Source organism: Streptomyces chisholmiae (assembly GCF_031845445.1).
GTDB lineage: Bacteria > Actinomycetota > Actinomycetes > Streptomycetales > Streptomycetaceae > Streptomyces > Streptomyces chisholmiae.
Genome location: NZ_JAVREO010000005.1, coordinates 196,944 through 214,056 on the forward strand (window position 1 = coordinate 196,944; position 17,113 = coordinate 214,056).

Here is a 17,113-nt window from a genome sequence, read left to right on the forward strand (position 1 = left end):
GCCGACCGTGGGTGCCGTGGGCCGGGCCCGCGCCCGGTCAGTTCGACTGGAGCTCGGCCGGCAGGTCCGGCTCGGCCGGCGCCACGAAGCGCTGGCCCTCGGCGCCCTCGCCGGACTCGGTCCGCTGCCGGGCGGCAGCGCCGGTCTCCGCCGGCTCGACGCTCTCCGCACCGCAGAACGCGGCCTCCAGGGTGTCGCCCAGCGCCGTGTTCACCACCCCGTTGTTCGAGGTGTTGGCCGTGGCGGCCAGGCTGCGCGCACCGTCCTCGGTGCTGAACGCGTAGGTGTAGTACCCCTGCACGGTGCCGGTGTGCCCGTAGACCGACACCTCGCAGGAGAGGTCGTAGCGCCGCAGGCCGAGGCCGTAGTGGCGGGTGCCGGTGTCGTCGGTCGGCGCCATCTCCAGCATCGCGTCCAGCTGTTCGGGCGCCAGCAGCTCGCCGCCGAGCAGCGCGCTGGTGAAGCGGTTGAGGTCGGCGGGGCTGGAGATCATCGCGCCGGCCGACTGGGCCCACGAGACGGTCTGCTCCGTGGAGTCCACCAACGGCTCCCCTGGCTCGTCCGGGGTGAGGTGCCCGTCGATGTGCGCGCCGGGGATGGTGGTCTCCGGGTGCACGTACGCGGTCTCCGTCAGGCCGAGCGGGCCGATCACCCGCTCCTGGTAGTTCTCGGCGAGGGGGAGCCCGGTGAGGTGTTCGACGAGGAGGCCGACGACCACGAAGTTGGTGTTCGAGTACGCGTAGGCCGCGCCGGGCTCGACCGTGAGCGGCTGGGCGGTCGACAGGGCGACCAGCTCCTCCAGCGGGTACACCGCGTCACGCACCGCCTCGAACCCCGGCACGGTCTGGGCGAACATGTCGTTGCTGTAGTCGTACAGCCCGCTGCGGTGGCTCAGCAGGTGCCGGACGGTGATCCGGTCGTCCGGCAGCAGGCCGGGCAGGTGGGCCTCGACCGGGTCGTCGAGCCCGACCAGACCCTCGCCCACCAGCTGGAGCAGCACCACGGCGGAGAACGACTTGGTGACGCTGCCGACGCGGAACCGCGCCTCGGTGTCCATCGGTTCCCCGGAGCCGGCCTCCCGTTCGCCGACCACCTCGGAGAGCGCGCCGTCCGGCCCGTCGAAGCGCGCCATGGCCCCGGGCGCGCCCAGCCCGGTCGCCTCGGTCAGCGCCGCCCGCACCCCCGCCAGGTCGGGGGCGGGCACCTGCGGCGCGTCGTCGCCGCCTGCCGGTAGGTCGCTTCCCGGTACTCCGACGGCCTGGGCGGCGACGGCGAGGGAGGCGACCAGCGCGGCGCCGACCAGCGCCGCCTGCTTGCGAGTGGGGGAACGCACGACAGTCCTCAACTCCTGTGAAAGGGAACGGTTGTGGGGATCGACTGTCCTCCTCACCCTAGTGACCCGGCGGGCCGGCGAGGGCCCCGTGGTGTGTGGCCGCTGGCCGTGTCCGGTGTGGGGTTGGGGCGGTGGTGGAGGTCCGGGCAAGAGGCCGTGGACGACCGATGACGACGGCCCCCACCCGGAACCGGGCGCCCGCCAGGTGTCCGGCCAACCCCCGTACGCCGCGCACTGTTTCAGGCGTGTGTCGGCGGGTAATCCACCGAACGGGAGCGCTCCCACACCGGAATCTCCACCCCCACCCTTCCGGAAGAGGGAGACCGCGCGATGTACGCAGACACCCCCGCACGCCGCTGGACACTGCGGGTGATCACCCCGCTGCTGGCCGGCGTCGTCGGCCTGATCACCCTGTTTCTCAGCCCGTGGAGCGACTCGGCGAACGCCCACGGCTCGATCGTGGACCCCGCCTCCCGCTCCTACGGCTGCTGGGACCGGTGGGGTGACGACCACATGAACCCGGCCATGGAGCAGGAAGACCCCATGTGTTGGCAGGCCTTCCAGGCCAACCCGAACACCATGTGGAACTGGATGAGCCTGTTCCGGGAGAACCTGGCCGGCGACTTCCAGGGCAACATCCCCGACGGGAAGCTGTGCAGCGCCGGCGACGCGCAGGGCGGCCTGGCCACCTCGCTCGACAACCCGGGCCCGTGGACCCCGACGGACGTCGGCAACGACTTCAGCGTCCACCTGTACGACACGGCCAGCCACGGCGCCGACTACTTCCAGGTGTACGTGACCGAGCAGGGCTTCGACCCGACCACCGACGCCCTGGGCTGGGGCGACCTGGAGCTGGTCGCGGAGACCGGCAGCTACCCGCCGGCCTCGGACATCACCTTCGACGTGAGCGCCCCGGGCCGCACCGGGCACCACATCGTCTACACCATCTGGCAGGCCTCGCACCTGGACCAGACGTACTTCATCTGCAGCGACGTCAACTTCTCCTGAGCCGCCCCGGGTTGACCGCACCGCCGACGCCGCCCACCGGGCCCCTCGCCCGGTGGGCGGCGTCCCCACCCCGCGGTCCGAACCGGCCGGGCTACGCCCCGCCCCAGACGACGTTGACCAGCGCCATCAGCAGCACCGCCACCAGCCCCACCCCCTGCAGGGCATTCCCCCAACCCGGCATCGGCTCGCCCCGCTTGAGTGCCGACCGCCGCGCGCCGAAGGCCAGCGGCAAGGTGAGCACGACCACGGCCGCGCACAGCAGGGTCAACCAGTCCGCCTGCACCGCGGTCATCGCGGGCCTCCCTCCGTCGATGGCGAGGCCCATCCTCCGCGCCCGCCCCGGGACCCCTCCCGCCGGCGCGACGGCCCACCGCTCCGCGCCGGTTCCCCGTCGGCTCGTCCAGGTTCCCCGTCGGCTCCGTCCCGGTTCGGCACCGGCTCCGTCCCGGTTCCGCACCGGCCGCGTCCCCGACCTCGACGCCGGCGCGGTGGTGCCGGTGGCCGGTCATAGGATCTGCCGCGGAGCCAGGCGGCGGCGCACGCCCCGCCGCGGCGCGGCACCCGCCGGCGGACGCCGCGCGGCGGGCCACCCGTGGGGCTCCCGCCACCAGGGAGGAACACCGGCATGAGCAGGGCACTGACCATGAAGGGCACGCGGCACGACAGCCGGGTCGTCCTCCCGGAGGGCGCGCCCCAACCGCTGCGCTGGCAGGTCGAGTTCACCGACGATTCGGGGACGACGCGGACGGTCGGCTACCCGGAGCGCCTGCTGCCGCCGGGCGGCGTCCCCGCCTACCTGGCCGCCCGCGGGAGCGGGGCCAGGTCCTTCGTCCTGTGGGCCGACCAGGACCGCGGGGAACGGCTGCTGACCCTGGTGACCACCTCGGCCGCCGGTGGCGTCGCCACCTACCAGGTGCTGGGGCCACGGGGCGAGGTGCTCGGCACGTTCGTCCGGGCGAAGGCGCTGCGCGGCCGGGGCATCAGGACCCACTGGACGGTGACCCCGGCCGGCGGCCCCTCGGCGGTGGGCTTCAAGGGGCGGATCCTCTGGTGGTGCGTGTGGTGGCCGCTGATGCCGGTGCAGGCGCTCGTCGTCGTGGCCAGTCTGCTCTCCGGCGGCGGCGATGTCGCCCGCGGGCCACGCCGCGTCATCTGGCGCGCGGCCGGGAAGTCCCCCCTGGAGTTCCGGTCCGGCGGCGACCGGCTGCTGCTGCACGCCCCCGAGTGGGACTGGCGCCTCGGCGCCGCCCTGGCGGTCCTGCTGCGCTCCTACGAGAGCTGGGTCGGCGTCTCCTGGGACGCCGACAAGAAGTAACGGCCGCCCGGGGCCGGCCGGTTACGCTGCCGGCGTGGACCACCCCGCCCGGCAGTACTACAACCCCCGCCTCACCGCGGCCGAGGAACGCGACCTGCTGCGGTGCAACTACCTGCTGCTGCAGGCCGGTCAGGCGGCGCTGGGGCTGATCGGACCTGACCTGCTCGGCATCGCGGTCGAGCCCCGACCCGGCGCCGTCGTCCTGCACTTCGCCGTCGCCGCGTACTCCGCCGAGCTGGCGGAGGACCTCGACGACCTGGTCTCCGAACTCTCGGTGTGCCTGGCCGGCGGCCCCGAGCGGGACTCCGAGATCATCGCCGCACCGCACCTCGGCCCCCCGGACCCCTCCTGGCCCGGCCACCGACACGCGCCGCTCTACCTCGCCAAGTCACCGCCCCGATGACGGAGCGGGAGGAGCTGGCCGGTCACCCGCCGCGCCGCCCTCGCCCGTCCGCGTCAGCGACGGCGTCACGCGCCGGCTCAGCGCACCAGGACGAGGCCGCAACTGTAGGCGCGGGCATGGCCGATCCCCCTGGTCAGCGCGGCGACGAAGACCGCCGGGTCGGTGACCGTGAGGGTGCCCTTGATCTCCGCGCGGGCGATGCGCAGCCCCTTGTGCGGTGCCGTGCTGGAGACCTTGGGGAGCATCCGGAAAGCCAGCCGCTCCGGGTCGGCGTCGGCGCCGATGCGTGGCACCCCGTCCGGTGCGACGGCCGGTTCACCGGCCGGCTGGAGGCGGCGGACGAACCAGGCCTTCACATGCTCGGGGCGGGTGTGGGCGACCCGTGTCCCACGGGTCCTGGGCGGGGAGCCGGGGGCCGGCGGGCGGCTGCGCACCGGGTTGACCACCGTGCGGAAGTCGACCCGGTCGCCGATTCGGAAGGCGCGGTCGACGGTCAGGATCCGCGGCTCCTCGGCGAGCGCCTGCCGGGGGAGCCGGCCCCAGTCGCTGGGGACGCTGGACTGCACGACGAGCGACAGCTGTGCCTGCCGCAGGTCGATGGTCCACGTCGAGAGGACGCCCATCTGGGCCCGGGCGTCGGGACTGCCGTCGTCCACCCAGCCGGGGAAGCCGCTCATGACGGTCCGATGCATGTCCTGGGCGTCGATCAGGGACTTCGCGGCGAGGGGGTGCCGGGCGTCCAGGGCGAGCAGGGCCTGCGTGGTGACGAACCTGCTCGTTCTTCCGGAGGTCGGGGCGGGGGTGTTCACAGGATGATGTCCCAGTCGCTGGCGTGCGGGGCGATGGTGATGCGGTGGCGGGTCTCCCACCGTGGGCCGTGGACCGGCCCGTCAGCGTCGAACCGCACGGGCTGGTCGTGGACGGGGCCGACGCCCGGCAGCGGCCGCGGGCTCTCGATCCACGCGTACGGGCGGGTCCCGGTCGGCGGCGCGGCCTCGCCTTCGGCGGGGAGCAGGGCGCTGGCCGTGAAAACCTCCGACAGGGTGCCGGGGACGACGCCGAGGGTCAACTGGCCCGTCGGCGGGCAGGACTTGCGGCCGAGCCAGAGGAGGCGCCGAGGATGTTCCAGGGCGTGCCCGACGCGTTCCAGCAGCGCGGGCTCGGTGTGCTGGAGGCCGACGAGGAACGCGGCGTCGGCGAGGTACCAGCGCTCGGTGATCATGGCGTTGCGGCGGATCTCGCCGGAGACGAGGGCGCCGGAGACCGGGTCGGCCGCGACCTTCTTCGGCGCCCCGTACCAGCCGTCCAGGGTCCGGCGGCCGAACGGCCCGGCGGCCCGGTCGGACGCGGACGCGGCCGCGTCCGGCTCGACGGCCGCCGCCCGGCGGTGGTCGGTCACCAGGTCACGGGGGCGCAGCGGGTAGGAGCCGCCGCCGACGGTGTGGTAGTCGCGCAGCGGGGTGCCGGGGTGGTCGGCCCGCACGCCGAAGAGCACGGCGGCGAGCTCACCGAGCGGCTCGGCCCGGTCCAGGCCGAGAGCGGCGGCGCACAGCCCGACCACCCCGGACTTGGTGGGCCGCGAGTGGCTGTCCCGGCGGGCGAACCGGCTGGTCAGCCCCCAGGACTGCAGCGGCCCGGCCAGCCGGACCAGCAGCACGTGCGGCTGGCTCATGGGGTGAGGTCCTCGGCGCTCTCCACCACCGTCGCGGCCAGTGTGGTGGTGCCCGCGAGGAGTTCGTCGATCTGGGGGTCGTAGGTGAGGATCCGCGCGGTGCGCAGGTCCGCGCGCCGCCTGCTGACGAAGGCGTGGTGACGCAGCAGCCGGCGTACCGCGGCCGGCCCGGCCGGGCCGTCCCCGCCGGCGCTCTCGGGGGCCTCGTCCACGGGGCGCTGGAAGGCCGCCGCGTAGTTGTAGGGGCGCTCGCCCTCGAACGCGAGCACCAGGGCGGGGAGCGAGCCAGTGGAGGCGGTGGAGTTCTTCTTGGCCTCCGGGAACGCCTCCACGAAGGCGTTGACGAACTCCTTCTCCGCGTCGCGGGCGGCCTCCTCGGCCTCCGCCTCCGTCATGCCCGCCACCCGGAGGTTGGCGCGCAGTTGCCAGCGGTCGAGCACCGCGTGTCGGTAGAAGGTGCCGGAGATCAGGGACTGGTACCCGGTCATGCCTGCCCCGGCGTCGTCCGCCGCGTCGAGAAAGCTCAGGGCGTTCCGCTTCCGGTCCAGCTTCGCGTCGTCGGCCGCCGCGTAGAAGTCGTCGATCTGTTCCGCTTCGTGCACGGTGAAGGCGTGGCTGCTCTGGACCGCTCCGTCGACGTTCGGCGAGTCAGGGACCTCGGCCAGGAACCGTCCGTAGAGGGCGATGTCCACGGCGTCACGCGGGGCGATCGCGAGCAGCACCGCGTCCCGGGTCGCCTTGGGGAGCGGCGGCAGCTTGGCGGCGGACCCCGGGCCGCTCTCCTCCTCCGCCGGCGGCGTCTCGGCCTTCTTCTTGGCGCCCCGGCGTGACTTCTTCGCGGTCTCCGCCTGCACGAGGAGGTACTCCTCACGCCAGGCCCTGAGTTCGTCGGCGTGCGCGGCGATGTGTGTGGCGATCCGCTCGCCCGCGTCGGCGGGCGCGAAGATCAGCACCTTCGTCAGGTTGGCCACGGTCTTCTTGGCCGGGTCGCCGAACTTCAGGCCGCTGGCCTCGATGACCGCCCGGGCGGTGACGACGGCCTCCTCCTTCTCCCAGCCGTGCGCGGACTCCAGCTCCCGGCCGGCGAGCAGCGCCCACTCCCGCGTCCTGATGCCCATGCTCCGCCCCCTGAGCGCGCCGAGGCCCGCGTTGGCACGGTCGCGGGCGTACACCCGCTCGGCCCGCCGGCGCGCCTGGCTGGTGATCATGTGCCGCTCGGCCCCACCGTAGACAAGGCTCTTGGGCTGGCCGTTCTCGTCCCGCACCGGCAGGACCGCGACGAGGGTCTCTAGAAGGTGCAGGGAGAGGAACTGACTTCGGGGGGCCTCGGTCACGTGCTCGCGTCCTTCCGCGTCGTCTGCTTGCTCGTTGCTGTCTGGCTCACCGTCACCGGGGTGTGGAACTCGACCGACCACCGGTAGGCGACCCGCTCCCTGCGGTCGTGCCAACGGATCAGGTCCTCGGTCAGCTGGGTCCAGGAGGGCGGCGCCTGTTCACAGGAGCGAAGCCGGGTGATGGCGTGTTGGAGGTGGCGCCAGGGGACGCGGCGGCTGGCGACGACGCGGTCCAGGAGCCGTTGCGCCCCCGGGTTCTCCGGGCCGCGGGCGGTGCCGTCGCCGATCCGGCGGGCCGCGGCGCCGAAGCTGCCGTGTCCGAACGAGGGGGCCGGGCGGCCCTGGTGGTAGATCGCGAACAGGAAGGCCATCCGCTCGAACAGCTCGCGATGGGCGTCGCCGCCGTACCAGCCGGCCCTGATGTGGGCGTTGGTCGGGTTCCTGGCGCGCCGCAGGTCGGCGAGGGTGCCGTATTCGCGGTTACGCACCAGCGTGGTCAACCAGGTGGTGAGGGCCGCGCTGTCGTGCGGGACGGCGTCGCGGGGGACGGCGTCACCGGGATGGTTGTCCTCAGTCATGGGCGATCTCCCCTCGGAGTTCGGGGACCTTCTGGTGGTTCATGTCCTTCTCGAACCGCTGCTCGGCCCGTGCGCGGGCGCGGTGGCCCCGGTCGTTGGGCGGCAGCGAGTCGAGGCAGTTGCCGAGATGGGTGCGGGCCGACGCCAACAGGGTGCGCGCGTACTCGATGAGCGGCTCCGACACCGGGTCGTCGTCGTCGAAGGCCCCGCGTTCGACCACCTCGTCCAGCAGCTCGTAGAACGGCTGGGCCGCGGCGGGCCAGAACGTCCAACGGGCGTCGAAGCGGGCCACCTTGCCGCCCTCGTCGGTGGCGTGGGCGGCCGGGTAGACGATCTCCGCCGCCACGATGGCGGCGCGCTTCAGGCTGTCCGCCACGTGCTCGGCGACGACCGAACCACGGTAGGACGCGTGGTGCAGGTGCCGGGCCAGGCCCGGCGCGTAGGGGTAGGTGCCCTGCGTCCAGGCGACCGGCAGGGACTTGTTGGCGAGCAGCCCCACCGCCCACATCTGGTACGGGGCGCCCGGGCCCCGTCGCGTGTAGGGCAGGGAGCGGAGCCGCGCGTAGAGGCCCGAACCGGCCTCCCGCACCGCCCCGTACAGCGCGTGCGCGTCCTGCCAGAGTGCCCGGGTGTGCGAGGGCCACAGCGGCTTCGACAGGCCGTTGGTGGTCTGCCGGAACACCGCGTCCTGCAGGTGGCGTTCCGGATCGAGCGCGAGGACCTCACCTGCTCCGATCAGGACCCGGTCGACGACGAGTTGGCCACCCGGCGCGCGCTTCGGCCGCAGCGCGATCGAGCGGCCGAGCGCGCTGTGCAGATCCGCCGCGTCCCTGGGCGCCCTGGGCTTGGCCTTCGCCTCGAACGTGCGGCGCTCGATCCCCGCCGTGGTCCACGAGGTGTTGAGCGGACCGCTCGGGCCCTCGGGCGGATAGAGGTTGAGGCGCAGCGTCTCGCCGAGGGTGCGCCCGAGGGCGACCACCCGCACCCGCCCGAGCAGCCGGCCGGCGGACAGGTTGGTCACGCTCGCCCCCAGCCTCTCCCCCGACATGCGGGCCCGACCGGACGGCGCGTACACGTGCTGCGTCAGCATGGCGCGGAACGCGTCGGCCGCGGGCAGCGGGTCGTCACGCTCCAGATGGTGGTGGTCGAAGAGCTGGCTGTAGTCCCCGGTGTGCTCGATGACCAACTGGGCCGTGCCGGTGCCGTGTGCGTCGAGGTCCTGCCTGAGCAGGGCGTTCTGCCCGAGCGGGAACTCGGGGTGGAACAGGTCCCACGCGTCGGCCGGCTGCGCAGCCAACCACTCGGCGGCGGAGTCGAGTGCACGCGCCTCGGTGATCCAGGTCCGCCACTCGTCGGCGTCCGCGGGACAGGTGCCCGAGGCGAAGCAGATGGCCAACAGGAACTCGATGACGGCGACCGTCTCGCCCGGCGTGGCACACGAGATGGCACTCAGCCGGTCGGCCTCGGCGAAGACGGCCCGCAGGGAGTGGTGGGCCGTGGCGCCGTCGAGCGCCACGGTGGGAATACAGGGCTGGGACCTGGGGTCCCAGCTCGGACGCCCCAGGACACGTTCACGGGTGGGTACTTCGGGCAATGCCTGACTACCGCTTTCTGAACCAGGCCAGCAGGACACGGCGGTGACGTTCCGGAACGATAAGAACGCTAACAGTTGTGCCGACCTCGCGAGGCGGATTCGAGATGATCAGCCACCGCCTCCGGATCCGGAGGCGGTGCCCGCACACCCCCGCGCACGCGGGGAGAATCCCAAACGGAGCCACGGAGGCTGTCGACGGGCCATCCCGCCGGGTCGCGGGACATCTGTTGATCGCGCGGCGGCGCGTGATCAGAGCCGGGGCTTCAGCTCTAGGCCGGAGCCACAACAACTCATATGCTGGAGGGTTGCCGACGCGTTCGGCAACCTCGGCAGAATTGGCGGCTCGAACACGTCAACTAACCGTCGGGTTCCGCACCGCCGACACGGGGCGGAACCCGACGAGACAGCCGGGGCCGGCGGTCGTTCTTGGTGGCAATCACGCCAAGAACGGCCGCCTACCGGACCAGGTCCAGCGCCTCGGCCACCACTGCGGACGTTACTGCGGCAACGAAGGCAAGCACGAGCTCACTTCGATGCCGCCGCAGCCAGCTACGCAGGCTACGCATCATCACCTCCCGTATCGACATCCCCCGCCCCAACCCAACTGGCTGAGATGAAGGGCACCGATGCGGGGCCGATGCGGTCCGCACGCCCGATTCTGGCACCAATGCGTCACGGGTGGCCGCCAGTTGCCGTCCGTAGATCAGTTCGCTATACGCCACCGGCGCCACCGATACTGTCGAGTTCACTTCGGGTTCAGCGGAGCCACCGAAGCCGTCGACTTCCCCACTAACCCGAGCGGCGGCGCCTGATCAGGATGGTGAGGGTGGAGCGCGCGTCCCGACGGCGTTCCGCCGTGGGGGCCAGGACCGAGGTCAGGGCGACGACGGCCAGGGTCCCTCCGTAGAGGAGGCCGGCGGCGGCCGTCAGGGCGGCTACGTTGTCGAGGAGTTGGGGAAGCTGCGACACGGGAAACCTTCCGTCGGAGGGCCCCGGGGGGCGACCTCTCGGTTGATGGCCTCAGCTTCGGAGCCTGGGAGGGTGTGCAGCGACGGGCTTCGGGACAAAACGCGGATGTGCCCAGGTCACCTGCCCCTTACCTGACGTTGAAGGCCGAGGCGTGATCAACAGGAGCGTGATGACGGACCATGACGGCGGAGCGGCCCGCCGGCGACTCGGCTCGATGGTGCGGGGGCTGATGGAGCGGACGGGGCTCGGCCTGCGCCCGACCATCCGGAAGTGCGCGGAACACCACCTGACCTTGGGCACCCTCAGGAACTGGCAGGCCGGCACCACGGCCCCCGCCGCCACCGAGGAGTCGGAGACGACCTTCTGGGGCCTGATCAGCACGCTGCAGGCCATGCTCGAACACCCGCCGCACAGCAACGCCGAGTGGGAGGCGGCGCTCCGGGCGGCGCAGCACGAGGCGGTCGAGGAGAAACGGGCCCGGCAGGAGTTCTCACCACGTCAGGACCCCTCCAACTCCTTTGTGCGGGCCCACCTTCCGGTGTTGCGCCCCCGGGGCGGTCTCGTGGGGCGGAAGGCGGAGCGGGACGCCCTGCACGCGTTCGTTCGGGCCGAGGATGCCGATGATCCGTGGGCGGCCGGGTATCTGTGTTGGGAGGCCGCGCTTCCGGTCGGGAAGACCGCGCTGCTCGCTGACTACGTGAAGCGGCCGTCGCCGGACGTCGACGTGCTGAACTTCTTCGTGTCCGCGGCCCGTGGCACCCACCACCGGGCGGCCTTCAGCGCCGAGTTGGGCCGGCAGGCCAGGGCCTTCCTGCACCGGAACGCGAAATCCGTTCCCGACCCCGGGACGCCGGAGGCGTTCGCCGAGCTGCTCACCCTGGCCGCGGCCAAGGCCGCGGGGCGGGGGCGCCGGCTGCTGCTCGTGGTCGACGGCCTCGACGAGGACGCGGCCTGGTCCGCGCCGGCCGGCAGCATCGCGGCGCTGCTGCCCGTCCGCCCCGTCGCCAACCTGCGGGTTGTTCTCTCCCTGCGCGCGGCCGCGCCCCTGCCCGCCGAGCTACCGGCCGAGCACCCGCTGCGGCGTCAGGAGTGCTTGCGTGCCCTCGGGGCCGGCTCCCCGGAACGGGCGGTCCGGATCGAGCGCGAGGCAGCGGCGCGGGCGGACCGGCTCCGCTCGGACGACCGGGGCCGGCGGGTGGTGGAGCTGCTCGCGGTGGCCGGCGGCGGCCTGCGGGTGCCGGAACTGGCCGAGCTGACCGGCGTGGACGCGCCCCACATCGAGGGCCTCCTGCGCGGCGCGGACGGGCGTTGCCTGGTACTCGGGGACCCCGGGCTGGGGAGCTACGGCCTGAGCCATGACGGCATCGCGGAGTCGGTCCGCCGGGCGATCGGCCCGACCGAAGTGGGCCGCCAGGCTGCTCTGTTGCACGCCTGGGCCGACCGTTGGCGGGCCGCGGGGTGGCCCGAGGGAACGCCCCGCTACCTGCTCGTGGAGTATCTCCGGTTGCTGCCCGAAGGCGACCGGCGCACGGGGTACGTGCTGGATCCGGGCCGCCAGCTGCGCCTTGCCGCCACCGCCGGCTTCGACCTGGCCCTCGCCCAACTGGACTTGCTGAGCGCCACGTTCGACCCGGCCGACGACAGCCCGGCCGGCCTCGCCCTGGCGGCCCGGCACGCCGTCTCCCGTACCCTGCTCCTGGCGCGGGCCCCGCACGTTCCGCTCGCTGCTCCCGCGCTCCTCGCCCGACTCGGCGACATGGACCGGGCCCTCGCGCTGGCCCGGTCCGCGCCGGCCCCGGTGGCGCGGGCGGCTCGACTGGCCCATATCGCGGTGGAGTTGGCCCGCCACGGCCTCCCGAGGGCCAGCCAGGTCGCCGAGGAGGCGGCCGGGTGCGTCGACGGCTCGGGTTGGACGCGGCCCCGTTCCGCCGCGGAGACGGACGCCCTGGCTGAGGTTGCCGAGGCCGCCCGTCTGCTCCTCGACGAGAACGCGACCGAAGCCGCGCGGGCCTTGCTGAGGTGCGTGGTCGTGAGCGGGTCGGCCGACGTCGAGACCCTGATCGCGGCGGTCCACCTCCTCGGTGACTCCGACAAGCGGGTGGCGAAGGCGGTGCGGGACCGGATCGACGCGCTCAGCGCGGGCGACCTCAGGGCCCGGGTCGACGCGGTGGACATCCTCGCGGTGATCGTCGCCCGGTGCCCCGCCCTGGGCCCAAAGGCCAGCGACGCGATTGCCACGATCTGCGCCGAACTGGAGCCGAGCGACGGCCTGTTGGCCGTGGACATCCTGGCGCTGGGCGCCTCGGCGTTGGCGAAGCGCCGGTGGAAGGCGGCGTCCGGGCTGGCGCGGGCCGCGCTGGAGCGGCTGTCCGGCGCGCTGGCCGCACCGGCCGAGCTGTCCCCCGAGGACCAGGCGCACCTGCGCCGGGAGCTCGCCGCGACGCTGGCGCGCGTGGTGCGGGCGGTGGCCGACGTGGAGCTGAACCCGCGCACCCTCGACGAACTGCGCGAGCTACTGACGCCGCACCGGGAGGAGTGGCGGGTCGGGCTCCTCGACGACGACCTGGCCGAACGTGCCGAGGCGGGCATCGCGGCGGGCGCGGAGCGCCTCGGCGTCGAGGCCGCCACCCGCGACGAGGCGGAGTGGGAACAGCGGCAGGCACGCCGGCGGGTGAAGGACGCGGAAAGCCGAGCGCTGGCGCGCCAGCGGAAGAAACTGCCCCCCGTTGTCCCGCGGTCGCGGAAGAGGCCGCCCGCACCACGGACGGCGTCCCCGGCCCCGGCCGAAGATGGCCAGCCGGCGCACCTGCGGCTGGTGGCGCGGGCGGAACGGCGGCTGCGGCACGGTGACCCGCCGCGCTGCCGCGCCCTGCTGGAGGCGGCTCTCCGCCATGTGCCGGTGTCGGCCGTCGACGCGGGCGAGGACTGGGCACCGGCTCTCGTCCAGGCACTCGGCGCGGCGGGTGAGGCGGCCGAGGCGACCCGGCTGGTCTCAGGGCACCTTGAGGCGCCCGTCCGCGCGCGACTACTGGCGGCGCTGTCGCTGGGCTGCGCGCTGGGCGGGCGCGACGCGGCCGCGGCGAGCCACGCGCAGGAGGCGGCGCGCCTCGCCACCGGCGTGCCCGATCCGGTACTGCGGGGCGTGGTGGCGCAGGCGTTGGCCCACGCCGGGGACGCGACGGCCGCCGTGCGGCTGGCCCGGCACCGGGACCCCGGGGACGGCGTGCCCACCAGCCAACTCCGCGGGCAGATCCGGCAGTCCCTGACCGCCGTCGCGGCCGGCCTGGCCCGCCGGGCCCCGGAGGCGGCGGCCCAGGTGGTCGATCCGCTGCTGACACAGCTGAGTCTGCGCGTCGGCACCGGCAGTCCGGTCAACCCGCTGCCCCGGCTGGCTGCCCTGGTGCTCGCCGTTCCCGACCGCCCGGAGTCTGGCTCGATGTCGGGCTCCGAGTTGCGGGAGGTGCTGCGGCACGCCACCGGCTTCGTCACCGAACCGCCCCAGCAACGGCCCGTGCCGGCGGCGCTGGTGCTCGCCCTGTTGGGGCGGTTCGAGGCCTACCCGGAGCTGTCCCCCGGAGCCGACCTGATGAGCGACTGGCTGCGGACCCTCGACCCGGCGCGGGTGCCGCACGCCGCGCTCGCCGTCCTGCGAGCCGTGGAGGGGGAGACCGCCGAGGCGCTGCGCGTCGTTGAGGCGGCGCCGACCCGTGCCGAGCGCGCCACGGCCCGGGCCGCCGTCGCCAGCCAACTGGCGGGCGTCCCCGTCACGCTCGCCGCCGACCCCGACGCGGACGACGCTCTCGTTCGCCTCTGCCTGGCGCTCGCGTGCGCCGCTGGCGCCAGCGCGGCCCCCGACGAGGCGACGGCCCGGTCGCTGACGCGGCGGCTGCTAGCCGACGACGAGTGGCGGCGAGCGATCCCGCTACTCCCTCGACTGGCCCCCGACGCGCTGGCCCCCCTCGGCGAAGCCACCCGGGCCTTCCACACGCCCCTCACCACCGACCCACCCACCTCGGTCTCGCCCCCGGTCAGTTGAACGCGCGCAGGACCGCCCGGACCGCGGCCGTGATGGCTCGGCCGATCCACTCGAACGCGCCGCCGGCGACCGCCATGTCGGCGCCGGTCGTGGCCACCTCCTCGCGGTCGATCTTGGTCCGGCACTGGGGGCACGATCGGGGCCAACGGCGTTTCCGCCCACCGCACTTCTTGCATATCGCCATGGCCTCATTCTGGCCTGCTGCCGACCCGGCGCCGGCCGCGACCCGGCCGGGGCGACGACCCGGATCGGGGAACGGTCGATGGCATCGCCGAATCCCCGCCTGCTCCGCCACCGCCCGCCGACCCCCTAGGTTTTCCCCAGCACAAACCGCCCGAAAGCGAGGGAAGGTGGTGGAGATGTCCCTGTGGGCATCCACCGACGGGACCGCTGCGAAGCCGCGCACGTTGGCGGAGAAGTTGCGCTGGGCGCGGGACGCGGGCACGGCGCCCGGGCAGCGCCCGCCCTCCTACGAGGCGCTCGCCGGGCGTGTCGCGGAGGCCACCGGGGTGCGGATCTCGGGGGCCCACCTGCGGGAGCTGGCCACCGGCCGGGCCACCGCCCCGGCGCCGCACCAGCTCCGCGCGCTGGCCGACTACTTCGCCCTGCCGGTCGACTACCTGGCGAACGACGCCCCGGACGCCGCCACCGAAACCGGCCTCGACGCCGGCCTCGGCCTCGGCACCGCCACCCGCGCCGGCACCGCCACCGCCACCGCCACCGAAGCCGGCCTCCTTGCCGACGTCGATGCCGACGCCGGTGCCCGCGTCGGCAAGGAGGCCGCCCCGGACGCCGCCGGGCCGGAACGGGGGGCGCCCGGGCCGGCGTTGGCCGCGCTGCCCGGGCCGCACGGCGTCCGAGAGGTCCGGCTCCGGGAGCCGGCCGACGAGCGGGCCGACCCGGACACCCTCCGCCGCGTCCTGCGCGGGCTGCGCCTGCTGCCCGACCCGGACGGGCACGGGCCGGCCGCCGCCCCGCCGCCAGGCGGGCCGGACGCGGAGCGCCGACGCCTGCTGGCGGAGGTCGCGGCCGAACCCGGGCTGCTGGACGCGCTGTCGGACGCGGAGACCCGGGCGATCACCGCCGAGGTGGGCGCGTTGTCGGCGGAGAGCAGGTCAACGCTGCTGCCGTTGATCACTCGTCTGCGGGAAATCGAAGCACGCGGCGAGTGACCGCGCCCCGGGGGCGGTCACTCTTCGACCGGATCCGGCTCGGCGTGCTCCGGTTCTTCGAACGGTTCGACCGGGACGGGCACCTCCACCACCTCCGGCTCGGGCGGGGTCGGGTGCACGGTGTCGGCCGGCATGGTCGGCGGCGCGGGGTCGGCCGGCGTCCAGGGCGGGCCGACGAGCACGAGGACCGCCGAGACCGCGACCGCCCCGGCCGCGGCGAGCGCCGCCCGACGGCGGCGGATGCGGCGGCCGCCGGCGACGGCCGCGTCGGCGAGGCTGGGCAGCGGAGGCTCCGGCCGGGCCGTGAGGACCGCCTGGAAGGCGGCGTGCAGGGCGTCTTCCCCCTCGTGGTCCTCCATGGATGTTCTCACCGCTGCCCCACCCCCTCGTCGGCCAGGTTCTCGACGACCTCGCGCAGCCGGGCGAGCCCGCGGGCGCTCTGGCTCTTGACCGTGCCCGGGCTCACCCGCAGCGCCCGCGCGGTCTGTTCCACCGTCCAGTCCTCCCAGAACCGCAGCACCAGCACCGCACGGTAGCGGGGCGGCAGCTCCAACAGGGCCTCCTGCATCATCAGTCGCAACTCCGGAGTGGCCGGCACGGTGGACGGCAGATCGGGTGGCTCACCGACCGGCTCCTCGCGCCAGCCGCCCTTGCGCCGTTGGTCGATGAAGGTGCGGGTGAGGATGGTGCGCGCGTAGGCCTCCACGTTGCCGTCCCGTCTGACCCGGCCCCAGGCCGCGTAGAGCTTCATCAGGGCCGTCTGGGTCAGGTCCTGGGCCTGGTGCCAGTCCCCGCACAGCAGGTAGGCGCTGCGTCGGAGTTGCGCCTGCCGCGCCTCGGCGAACTCCCGGAACTCCCGCTCCCGGATCGCTTCTCTCACTCTCGCCGACCTTCCCTTCGCGCACCACCCCGCCTTGAGACATACGTGGGGCGGCGCTGTTGGGTTGCATCGCCCGGCGGGACATTCTCGTTCACCGCGCCGTGCAACCGACGCGCGGCGGCTTCCGTACTCCACTCACACGAGGGCCCACCGATCGGCGGGCCCGTGCACTGTGACAGGGGAAGACCGTTGTCGAAACACCGCAGGATCTCGCTGGGCCGCCGCCGGATGTACAGCCTCGCCGCCGGAACCGTCCTGGCCGCGGCGGGCACGGCCGGCGTGGCCACCGCCGCCAACACCGGCCAGCAGGGGGAGGTCTCGACCCCCGTGCCCGTCGAGGAGATCTCCACCCCCGTCCCCGTGGAGGTCCCGACCCCGGTGCCGGCCGAAGAGGTCTCGGTGCCGGTGCCTGTTGAGGAGGTCGCCGTCCCGGAGCCGGCCGAGGAGGTCTCGGTCCCGACCCCGGTTCCGGCCCCCGCCGAGGAGGTCTCGGTGCCGGTCCCTGTCGAGGAGGTCGCCGTCCCGGAGCCGGCCGAGGAGGTCTCGGTCCCGACCCCGGTTCCGGCCCCCGCCGAGGAGGTCTCGGTGCCGGTCCCGGTCGAGGAGATCGCCGTCCCGGCCCCCGTTTGGGACTGAGCGGCGCCGAGCGGGGCAAGGCGGTGGGCTGACCCGCCGACCGGGCACGTCGCGTCAGGGGCCGGCCCGCCGCCCGGCCCCTGACGCGGGGCTCGTGGTGTGGCGGCGGGCGGCGGGGCGGCCGCGGCCCGGTGGGCGCGGGTGGCACCGGCCACGATCCCCCGCTCCGGACCGCGGACGCTC

At 74.2% G+C, this 17,113-nt stretch carries 16 protein-coding genes; 6 read left to right on the forward strand and 10 right to left on the reverse strand.

The window, feature by feature from the left end:
* Positions 1-37 precede the first annotated feature (37 nt).
* Positions 38-1,333 (reverse strand): serine hydrolase domain-containing protein, encoded by a 1,296-nt coding sequence (locus RM844_RS10460; RefSeq protein WP_311666751.1) that lies wholly within the window; start codon positions 1,331-1,333, stop codon positions 38-40.
* 330 nt (positions 1,334-1,663) lie between these two features.
* On the opposite strand from RM844_RS10460, the gene RM844_RS10465 reads away from it, so the two are divergent.
* Positions 1,664-2,341 (forward strand): lytic polysaccharide monooxygenase auxiliary activity family 9 protein, encoded by a 678-nt coding sequence (locus tag RM844_RS10465; protein ID WP_311666752.1) that lies wholly within the window; start codon positions 1,664-1,666, stop codon positions 2,339-2,341.
* A 91-nt stretch (positions 2,342-2,432) separates the two neighbouring features.
* On the opposite strand, the gene RM844_RS10470 is transcribed toward RM844_RS10465, so the two are convergent.
* Positions 2,433-2,633, reverse strand: coding sequence for a hypothetical protein (locus RM844_RS10470; protein ID WP_311666753.1), 201 nt, complete (start codon positions 2,631-2,633; stop codon positions 2,433-2,435).
* A 333-nt stretch (positions 2,634-2,966) separates the two neighbouring features.
* On the opposite strand from RM844_RS10470, the gene RM844_RS10475 reads away from it, so the two are divergent.
* On the forward strand, positions 2,967-3,656 hold the full coding sequence (locus RM844_RS10475; RefSeq protein ID WP_311666755.1) for a hypothetical protein: 690 nt from the start codon (positions 2,967-2,969) through the stop codon (positions 3,654-3,656).
* A 34-nt stretch (positions 3,657-3,690) separates the two neighbouring features.
* Complete coding sequence (locus tag RM844_RS10480; RefSeq protein ID WP_311666756.1) at positions 3,691-4,059, forward strand: hypothetical protein; 369 nt, start codon at positions 3,691-3,693, stop codon at positions 4,057-4,059.
* Positions 4,060-4,136: 77 nt separating this feature from the next.
* On the opposite strand, the gene RM844_RS10485 is transcribed toward RM844_RS10480, so the two are convergent.
* The 6 genes from RM844_RS10485 to RM844_RS10510 form a co-directional block, all read right to left on the reverse strand.
* On the reverse strand, positions 4,137-4,868 hold the full coding sequence (locus RM844_RS10485; protein WP_311666757.1) for a type I-E CRISPR-associated protein Cas6/Cse3/CasE: 732 nt from the start codon (positions 4,866-4,868) through the stop codon (positions 4,137-4,139).
* Positions 4,865-5,731, reverse strand: coding sequence for a type I-E CRISPR-associated protein Cas5/CasD (gene cas5e, locus RM844_RS10490; protein ID WP_311666758.1), 867 nt, complete (start codon positions 5,729-5,731; stop codon positions 4,865-4,867). Before cas5e ends, RM844_RS10485 begins: the two co-directional genes overlap by 4 nt.
* Complete coding sequence (locus tag RM844_RS10495; RefSeq protein WP_311666759.1) at positions 5,728-7,065, reverse strand: type I-E CRISPR-associated protein Cas7/Cse4/CasC; 1,338 nt, start codon at positions 7,063-7,065, stop codon at positions 5,728-5,730. The genes cas5e and RM844_RS10495 overlap by 4 nt, the downstream gene beginning before the upstream one ends.
* Positions 7,062-7,643 (reverse strand): type I-E CRISPR-associated protein Cse2/CasB, encoded by a 582-nt coding sequence (gene casB / locus RM844_RS10500; RefSeq protein ID WP_311666760.1) that lies wholly within the window; start codon positions 7,641-7,643, stop codon positions 7,062-7,064. The genes RM844_RS10495 and casB overlap by 4 nt, the downstream gene beginning before the upstream one ends.
* Positions 7,636-9,276 carry a type I-E CRISPR-associated protein Cse1/CasA gene (locus RM844_RS10505; RefSeq protein ID WP_311666762.1) on the reverse strand — a complete coding sequence of 547 codons (1,641 nt, stop codon included), beginning with the start codon at positions 9,274-9,276 and terminating at the stop codon, positions 7,636-7,638. The genes casB and RM844_RS10505 overlap by 8 nt, the downstream gene beginning before the upstream one ends.
* Positions 9,277-10,026: 750 nt before the next feature.
* A complete protein-coding gene (locus tag RM844_RS10510; RefSeq protein WP_311666763.1) occupies positions 10,027-10,206 on the reverse strand; it encodes a hypothetical protein in 180 nt (59 codons plus the stop codon).
* Between the two features lie 169 nt (positions 10,207-10,375).
* Between RM844_RS10510 and RM844_RS10515 the strand changes: the two genes are divergently transcribed.
* Together RM844_RS10515 and RM844_RS10520 are read left to right on the forward strand one after the other, a co-directional pair.
* On the forward strand, positions 10,376-14,242 hold the full coding sequence (locus RM844_RS10515; protein ID WP_311666764.1) for a hypothetical protein: 3,867 nt from the start codon (positions 10,376-10,378) through the stop codon (positions 14,240-14,242).
* A 359-nt stretch (positions 14,243-14,601) separates the two neighbouring features.
* On the forward strand, positions 14,602-15,414 hold the full coding sequence (locus RM844_RS10520) for a hypothetical protein (RefSeq protein WP_311666765.1): 813 nt from the start codon (positions 14,602-14,604) through the stop codon (positions 15,412-15,414).
* Positions 15,415-15,431: 17 nt separating this feature from the next.
* Here the strand turns inward: RM844_RS10520 and RM844_RS10525 are convergent, their stop codons facing one another.
* Both RM844_RS10525 and RM844_RS10530 read right to left on the reverse strand, forming a co-directional pair.
* Positions 15,432-15,785 carry a hypothetical protein gene (locus RM844_RS10525; protein ID WP_394814477.1) on the reverse strand — a complete coding sequence of 118 codons (354 nt, stop codon included), beginning with the start codon at positions 15,783-15,785 and terminating at the stop codon, positions 15,432-15,434.
* The gene (locus RM844_RS10530) at positions 15,782-16,294 is read right to left on the reverse strand and encodes a SigE family RNA polymerase sigma factor (RefSeq protein WP_311666766.1); all 513 of its coding nucleotides are present in this window, start codon (positions 16,292-16,294) and stop codon (positions 15,782-15,784) included. The genes RM844_RS10525 and RM844_RS10530 overlap by 4 nt, the downstream gene beginning before the upstream one ends.
* A 189-nt stretch (positions 16,295-16,483) precedes the next feature.
* Here RM844_RS10530 and RM844_RS10535 point away from each other — a divergent pair, with 189 nt between their 5' ends.
* A complete protein-coding gene (locus tag RM844_RS10535) occupies positions 16,484-16,930 on the forward strand; it encodes a hypothetical protein (RefSeq protein WP_311666767.1) in 447 nt (148 codons plus the stop codon).
* Positions 16,931-17,113: the final 183 nt, after the last annotated feature.

Bases quoted from the DNA above. Each gene is read 5' to 3' on its own strand.
- RM844_RS10465 (WP_311666752.1), top strand. From the start codon at position 1,664: ATGTACGCAGACACCCCCGCACGCCGCTGGACACTGCGGGTGATCACC.
- RM844_RS10470 (WP_311666753.1), bottom strand. From the start codon at position 2,633: ATGACCGCGGTGCAGGCGGACTGGTTGACCCTGCTGTGCGCGGCCGTG.
- RM844_RS10475 (WP_311666755.1), top strand. From the start codon at position 2,967: ATGAGCAGGGCACTGACCATGAAGGGCACGCGGCACGACAGCCGGGTC.
- cas5e (WP_311666758.1), bottom strand. From the start codon at position 5,731: ATGAGCCAGCCGCACGTGCTGCTGGTCCGGCTGGCCGGGCCGCTGCAG.
- casB (WP_311666760.1), bottom strand. From the start codon at position 7,643: ATGACTGAGGACAACCATCCCGGTGACGCCGTCCCCCGCGACGCCGTC.
- RM844_RS10515 (WP_311666764.1), top strand. From the start codon at position 10,376: ATGACGGACCATGACGGCGGAGCGGCCCGCCGGCGACTCGGCTCGATG.
- RM844_RS10520 (WP_311666765.1), top strand. From the start codon at position 14,602: ATGTCCCTGTGGGCATCCACCGACGGGACCGCTGCGAAGCCGCGCACG.